The 7044-nt window shown below is 30.6% G+C and carries 8 protein-coding genes and 2 pseudogenes; 7 read left to right on the top strand and 3 right to left on the bottom strand.

Annotated features, from left to right (window positions below; all coding sequences use genetic code 11):
• The 5 genes and pseudogenes from AMN88_RS04540 to AMN88_RS00860 form a co-directional block, all read left to right on the top strand.
• Positions 1 to 216, top strand: a pseudogene (locus tag AMN88_RS04540) (epoxyalkane--coenzyme M transferase); the annotation flags it as partial.
• Between the two features lie 85 nt (positions 217 to 301).
• On the top strand, positions 302 to 1522 hold the full coding sequence (locus AMN88_RS00875) for an ABC transporter substrate-binding protein (protein WP_075536007.1): 1221 nt from the start codon (positions 302 to 304) through the stop codon (positions 1520 to 1522).
• 50 nt (positions 1523 to 1572) lie between these two features.
• Entirely contained in the window at positions 1573 to 2601 is a 1029-nt protein-coding gene (locus AMN88_RS00870; RefSeq protein WP_075536006.1) for a carbohydrate ABC transporter permease, read from the top strand.
• Between the two features lie 2 nt (positions 2602 to 2603).
• Positions 2604 to 3485: a carbohydrate ABC transporter permease gene (locus AMN88_RS00865; protein WP_075536005.1), complete on the top strand. Its 882-nt coding sequence runs from the start codon at positions 2604 to 2606 to the stop codon at positions 3483 to 3485.
• Positions 3482 to 4144, top strand: coding sequence for an HAD-IA family hydrolase (locus AMN88_RS00860; RefSeq protein WP_075536004.1), 663 nt, complete (start codon positions 3482 to 3484; stop codon positions 4142 to 4144). Before AMN88_RS00865 ends, AMN88_RS00860 begins: the two co-directional genes overlap by 4 nt.
• On the opposite strand, the gene AMN88_RS00855 is transcribed toward AMN88_RS00860, so the two are convergent.
• From AMN88_RS00855 to AMN88_RS00845, 3 genes are read right to left on the bottom strand one after another with little or no spacing between them, the layout of a single operon-like run.
• On the bottom strand, positions 4131 to 4886 hold the full coding sequence (locus AMN88_RS00855; protein ID WP_075536003.1) for an alpha/beta fold hydrolase: 756 nt from the start codon (positions 4884 to 4886) through the stop codon (positions 4131 to 4133). The genes AMN88_RS00860 and AMN88_RS00855 overlap by 14 nt on opposite strands.
• The gene (locus AMN88_RS00850; RefSeq protein WP_075536002.1) at positions 4883 to 5488 is read right to left on the bottom strand and encodes a LysE/ArgO family amino acid transporter; all 606 of its coding nucleotides are present in this window, start codon (positions 5486 to 5488) and stop codon (positions 4883 to 4885) included. The genes AMN88_RS00855 and AMN88_RS00850 overlap by 4 nt, the downstream gene beginning before the upstream one ends.
• A gap of 12 nt (positions 5489 to 5500) precedes the next feature.
• Positions 5501 to 5911: a VOC family protein gene (locus AMN88_RS00845; protein ID WP_072090354.1), complete on the bottom strand. Its 411-nt coding sequence runs from the start codon at positions 5909 to 5911 to the stop codon at positions 5501 to 5503.
• A gap of 80 nt (positions 5912 to 5991) precedes the next feature.
• Between AMN88_RS00845 and epsC the strand changes: the two genes are divergently transcribed.
• Both epsC and AMN88_RS00835 read left to right on the top strand, forming a co-directional pair.
• Complete coding sequence (epsC, locus tag AMN88_RS00840; RefSeq protein ID WP_075536001.1) at positions 5992 to 6576, top strand: serine O-acetyltransferase EpsC; 585 nt, start codon at positions 5992 to 5994, stop codon at positions 6574 to 6576.
• Positions 6569 to 6985, top strand: a pseudogene (locus tag AMN88_RS00835) (pyridoxal-phosphate dependent enzyme); the annotation flags it as partial. The gene epsC and the pseudogene AMN88_RS00835, both read left to right, overlap by 8 nt.
• Positions 6986 to 7044 lie beyond the last annotated feature (59 nt).

Here is a 7044-nt window from a genome sequence, read left to right as displayed (position 1 = left end):
GTAATAGATTCTACAACAAATTTTGTAGATCATCCCGAAGTTGTAAAAAATAGAATTTTAACCTTTTCTAAGGTCATTGATGCTGAACAATTATTAGCTGGGACTGACTGTGGATTTAGCACCTTTGCTGGCTTTGGCAATGTAGATGAAAATATAGTTTATAAAAAACTTGAGTCTCTTGTAAGGGGTGCGGAACTTGCGTCAAAAGTGATTTAAATTATCACTTTTATTCATCTTCCAGAATAGATATAGTTTTTATACTTAAATAATAGTTTAACATAATAATATAGAGAGAAAACATATGAGAAAAATACTAGTTACTTTATTGTTTCTGCTTTTTGGAACTTCTGCATTTGCAGATTGTAACATTAAAAGTGGTTCAATAAATATTTTGGCTAATGATTTTCCTGCATTAAGAACTTTCGTTGAAACTTCTAAACAATGTAAAGGAAGTGCTGATTTTAAAGTGACTCACTCATCTGAGCATAATAAAATCGCTGTGCCAGCTTTGACTGCAAATCCATCTGAGTTTTCAGCAAGAATTGCAGCTAATAGTTCAATTGTTCCTTTGATGAACCAAGATTTAATTAGACCACTAGATGATCTTGTTAAAAAATATGGAAAAGGAATTCAAGACTCTCAATTAATTACAATCGATGGAAAAGTAATGGCTGTAGCGTTTATGGCTAATACTCAACATTTGTATTACAGAGAAGATGTTTTGAAAGACCTTGGTATAGCTATTCCAAAAACTTATGAGGAAGTAGTTGCAGCATCTGAAAAAATTAGAGCTTCAGGCAAAATGCAATATCCTTACGCAGCTGCATACAAAGCTGGTTGGAATTTAGCAGAAGAATTTGTGAACATGTTTATTGGTCACGGTGGTGAATTCTTTAAATCTGGAAGTGCAGAGCCTAATATTAATAATGCTAAAGGCGTTGCTACTTTAAATATGTTAAAAAAATTATCTGAATTGAGTAACCCTGATTACTTAACTCATGATAGTGAAGCAATTAAAGTAGAATGGGAGTCTGGTAATGTTGCATTGATGACATTATGGGCATCTAGATCAGGAACACTTTTAGATGATGAAGGTGATCCTAACATTACTAAGGCAACTAAATTAACTGGACCTGCTACTGTAGGTGGAGGAAATATTCCAGCTGCTACATTATGGTGGGATGGTTTCACACTTGCAAAAAACAGACCTGATGCAGATGCTGAGGCAACATTTAGAGCTTTAGCGCATGCAGCATCAAATAAAAAGATGGTTGCTGACGCTGCTGATCAAGCCGTTTGGTTAGTAGAAGGGTTTGTACCAGGACCAAAATCTATTGGTGTTATCGAAGCTGTAAAAATGGGAGCAAAACCATATCCAATGTTACCGCAAATGGGTTTAATGCATGGTGCATTAGGAAGTGAGATTGTTGAGTTTTTACAAGGTAAAGAGTCAGCTGAACAAGCATTGAAAGATGTTGAAGCTGCTTACATTAGTAAAGCTAAAGAACAAGGCTTTCTATAAAATCTAAAACTTATAAGTGGGGACTTGCTCCCCACTTAATCAATATTTAAATGCCTAATAAAACTTTTTTCTGGTTTTTCTTACCTACAGGTTTAGCTATGATCCTGTTTATTGGGTTACCAATTATATCTACCGGCATTCAATCCTTTTACGCACAACATGATCAAGTAGTAAAAGAAGTTAAAAAATGTGACCCTTTTGGATGTACTGTTTCAATTGTTGTTGATAACGAAGAAACCTCGAAAATTAGAGAAGCAAAGCCACTTGGTAAATTTAATGGCTTTGGCACTTATACTGATCGAAATCATTTAGCAGTTGATGAAATAAAAAAATTTTGGAATGAAACTGAAAGTTTTGGCGCTTTTGTAGACCAAGTAACTAATCTTCCCTTTTATAAAGCTCTAATATTTACTTTAACTTATTGTTTGTTTGTTACACCAAATGTACTCCTTTTAGGATTTATTATTGCATTAAGCTTAAATGCAGTTGCTAGAAAAATTAGGGGACCTTTAATCTTTGGTACAATTTTACCGATGATTGTTACACCGTTGGTTGGATCATTAGTATTATTTTGGATGATAGATTCTCAGGGTATAATTGGAGCAAATATTCAAAATTTAATGAATGATCCTTATTTATCACTTAAATCATCAAAAACATTAACTTGGATAACAATTATTATTTACGGAATATGGCATCACTCCCCTTTTGCCTTTGTAGTTTTTTATGCAGCACTTCAAACAGTCCCTCAAGAACCAATTGAAGCTGCAATTATAGATGGAGCCACAAGATTTCAAAGAATTAAACATATAGTTTTACCACATATTTATCCTGTAGTTACATTTGTTGCTTTGATTTCTTTAATGGATAACTTTAGAGTATTTGAGCCCATTATAGGGTTTAGCGCTGAAGGAAGTGCACAATCTTTATCTTGGTTAATCTATGACAATTTAGTTAATGAGGAAGTGATATTGTTTGGTTCCGCTGCAGCTACTTCAATGATGACAATTATTGGAATAGCTATTCTGCTAGCACCAGTATTAATTAGAACTTGGAAAGAATTTAAAACAGCGAGATAATTATGGATTATGGACTAGATACAAAATCAACTCGTTTAAAAACTTTTAATACCATTTTTATTATCACTTGGTTGTTAATTGCTTGTTTCCCTTTTATTTGGACTTTTTGGGGATCATTTAAAGTAAGAGCTGATTTCTTTTCAAGATCTGATTGGTGGTATGCAATATCAGCATTTAATACCTTAATTGAAACTGGCGGACAATTTACAACCAATGCTTATACACAAGCTTGGACTGAAGGTGAATTTTGGAAAGCATCAAAAAATACAATTATAGTTACAGTATTTGTTGTAAGTATTTCTTTGTTTTTAGGAACTTTAGGAGCATATGCTCTTTCAAGATCAACTGAGAAATATGCTTTTTGGATTTTAATGGCAGCTTTAATTTTTAGAGCTATGCCACATATAACTTTAGTATCAGGATATCTTTTTCCTTTCTTTGAATTGCAGATTTGGGGAATTCTTCCTACTACGATTGTTGTTTTAGTTGCTATAAATCAACCTTTTACTTTGTGGCTGCTTTATTCATTTTTCAAAACTGTTCCTAAAGAACTTGACGAAAGTGCTTTAATAGATGGTTGTTCGTATTTTCAAGCTTTTAGGCATATCATTATGCCAGTGATGTGGCCTGGAGTAATTACAGCAGGATTATTTAGTTTAATGTTAGCTTATAATGATTTTACAGTAACAGCGTTACTTCTTAATCAAGAAAATCATACTATGGTCCCAAAAATACAAAGTTACTTAGGTACTAATCAACATGAGGGAAATTTAATGTGGGCAGTTTCTGCGGTTGTATCTGCTACTGCACCTTTATTTATGCTTGTTATGTTTTTCCAAAGACAGGTTATTAGTGGTTTAACTGCTGGAGCTGTGAAAGGTTGAAATATTATAAAGCATTACTTTTTGGTTCTATCGGATCTATTGTTGAAACTTCAGAAATTCAGAGAAAGTCATTTAATAAAGCTTTCAAAAAATATGGACTTGATTGGTATTGGACCAAACGTGAGTATCAAAGATTATTAAGTAAATCTGGAGGCAAAGACAGAATAACAAGATATGCCAAAAAGAAAAATGATACCATAGACTCTGGATACTTAAGAAATTTAAAAACTAAAATCTTTAATAATTATCTAAAAAAAAATCATCTTAAATTAAGGCCAGGTGTAAAAAATTTAATTTCATTATGTAAAAAAGAAAAAATAAAAATTGCATTTGTTTCATCTACATCGTTAAACAATATAAATGCAATCTTATATTGTTTAAGAAAATCAATTAATAAAAGAAATTTTAACTTTATAGGGAATGCAAAATTAGTAAAAAAATTAAAACCCAATCCAGATATATACTTATTAGCACTTAAAAAACTTAAGCTTAAAGCTAATGATTGTGTAGCAATTGAGGATTCTCAAGAAAGTTTAAATTCAGCTAGGCGAGCTAAAATAAAATGTATAATTTTTCCTGGAAAATTTCATTCTTCAAAAAAATTTATTGGAGCTTATAAAAAAGTTTATCAGCTTAATAAAAATATTATTTTGAGATAAATTCTTTTACTAAATTATTAAATTGATCAGGCTGTTCTAAGTGAACATTATGAGCACAATCTTTAAATATTTCTAAACGGCTATTTTTAATGTTTTTATTAAGTGTATCAACTTGATCAAAATTATATGAAGTATCTTTATTGCCCCATATTATAAGGGTGTCATTTTTTATATTTTTTAAATTTTCTTTACCTCTCCAATTTTTCATTGCTAGTAATGCATTATCAGCAGCTTCTAATGAAACATTTTTAACAGCATTTTCGCAAAGAAAATAATTTTTATCCTTATCACCTTTTACAAACCACTTAAGAGGTACTCTAGAAAAAGAGAGTTGTGCGCCTTCTTTCTTAAGTTTTTCCCTTGTTTCATCCATAGTCTCAAATCTTCCTGGGATATCTCCAATGGATCCTGTTGCAAAACAAATTAATTTATTAACTCTATCCCCAATCAATTTTGTAATTTCTTGAACAATCATTCCTCCCATTGAATGACCAATTAAATTGAATTTATCGATCTTTTTTTGATCTAATACATTTATAATTTCTTTAGCCATTTTATTAATAGAATCTAAAGATTTTACATTATGACTTTCTCCAAATCCTGGGAGAGCTGGGGTAATCACACGATAATCTTTTGAAAAAAATTCTTTTTGAAAAGTCCACATTTCAGATGAGCCTAAATAGCCATGAACTAAAACAAAAGGAAACCCTTCGCCTAAATCATCTACGTAAATATTGCTCATAATATTTCCTTAATAATGAATAAAGTTAAAATAGACATAAAACATATGATAAAAATATTAATTACTTTCCAAATTTTTTTACTATTAGCATACTTCGATAAATAATTAGATAAATATCCTAATATAAAAAAAAATAAAAATGATGCTATAGACGCACCTATCCCAAATAAAATTTTTTGGTTAAGTAAATAATTTTTTGAAAAATTTCCAAGAAAAAAAACTGTATCAGAATAAACGTGTGGATTTAAATATGTAAATCCTAAAGTTTTAAATACAATATTTAATTTTGAAATATTATTTGGCTCAGTACTAAAGTTAATATCAGAATAATGAGATTTTATTTTTTTAAAAATAAAGTGAAGTAAAAATAAAATTAAAAATAAATTTAAAATTAATTCAATTAAAGAATTAAAGTATTGATTAAAATAATGGAAAAGAAAAATACCCAAAAAAATTAATATCAAATCTGATATTGAGCATATTAAGCAAACAATAAATATGTGTTGTTTTTTTAAACCTTGCTCAATAACAAAAATATTCTGGGCACCTATAGCTAAGATTAAGCTAATCCCTGTAAAGAAGCCTAATACCAGGTATTCCATTAGGCTTTAAGTTTACTCTGGATTTGCTGTTAATGTTTTGATTTCTAGAATATTTTCGTTTGGGTCTTTAACGAAGAAAGTTTCTTGCTCGTATTTTGTTCCTTTAAATCTCAAATAAGGTTCATCGTAATACTTAGTTCCACTATCTTTTAATCTTTGTTTTAAAGCATCAAAGTCTTTTCTGGATAAATGAACACCAAAATGAGGGACAGAAACATTTCCCATGTCTACATCATGTCTCTCATTGTCTAATTTATGTTCGCTTTTATGCAAAGTTAATTCATTGCCCCAAAAATCAACATCTGCCCACTCTTGTGCCGAGTTATCTAACCTACATCCTAAAGTTTCACTGTAAAATTTTTTTGCAACCTCTAGGTCTCCACAAGGGATAGCTAGATGAAAACAATTGGTGTTTTTGTACATATAAACCTCTTTAAATTGAGTAATTAAGTACTATATAAGGCATATAATTTTTTAATCAACAGCAACTAAACTTAAGAAATATGAGTGATTTTTTACAATCAATAATTGATAGAGATCCAGCAGCAAAATCTAAATTAAGTTTAATATTAACTTATCCAGGTGTTAAAGCGGTATTCTTTCATAGAATAGCTAATTTTTTTAGTACTGCAAAATTTCATTTGATTGCGAGAATCATTTCTCAATTTTCAAGATTCTTAACTGGTATCGAAATACATCCAAACGCTAAAATTGGAAAAAATTTATTTATCGATCATGGAATGGGAGTTGTGATTGGAGAAACTTCAGACATTGGTGACAATGTTACAATCTACCATATGGTTACATTAGGTGGAATTGCACCCAGTATAAATTCAAATGATCAACGTAACATGAAAAGACATCCTACCATAAAAGAAGATGTAGTAATTGGTTCAGGTGCACAAGTATTAGGACCATTAGTAGTTGGTAAAGGTGCAAGAATTGGAGCTAATGCAGTTATAACTAAAGATGTTGCAGAAAATGCTGTTATGGTTGGAATTCCAGCAAGAAGTGTTGGTATTGCTGATAGTGAATTTAAACCTTATGGAATTACACCTGATAGTGATAAAAAATCAGATAATGAATAACACACAAAACGATTTTATTTCAGGTATAGGAAACACCCCACTAATTAAATTAAAAGCAGCATCAGAAATTACTGGATGCAATATTTATGGAAAAGCAGAATTTTTAAATCCAGGCGGATCAGTTAAAGATAGAGCTGCACTTGCTTTAATTAAAGACGCTCAAGAAAAAAAATTAATTGCTAAAGGTGGAACAGTTGTTGAAGGAACAGCTGGTAACACTGGGATTGGTTTAGGTCTATTAGGAAATTCGTTAGGTTATAAAACAATCATTGTAATGAATGATAACCAAACTCAAGAAAAAAAAGATTTACTTAGAAATCTCGGAGCTGAATTAAGATTAGTGCCACCAAAACCTTATAAAGATGATAACAATTTTGTTAAAGTGGCAGCGAGACTTGCAGATGAATTAAATTAACTGTTGAACAAGGTGGAAAAATTAAATGTGGTGGTAAAAGACATCCCTTTTCA

Source organism: Candidatus Pelagibacter communis (assembly GCF_001180165.1).
Taxonomy (GTDB): domain Bacteria; phylum Pseudomonadota; class Alphaproteobacteria; order Pelagibacterales; family Pelagibacteraceae; genus Pelagibacter; species Pelagibacter ubique_P.
Note: the sequence above shows the minus strand (reverse complement) of the source record. Positions and strands in the feature narration are given on the sequence as shown.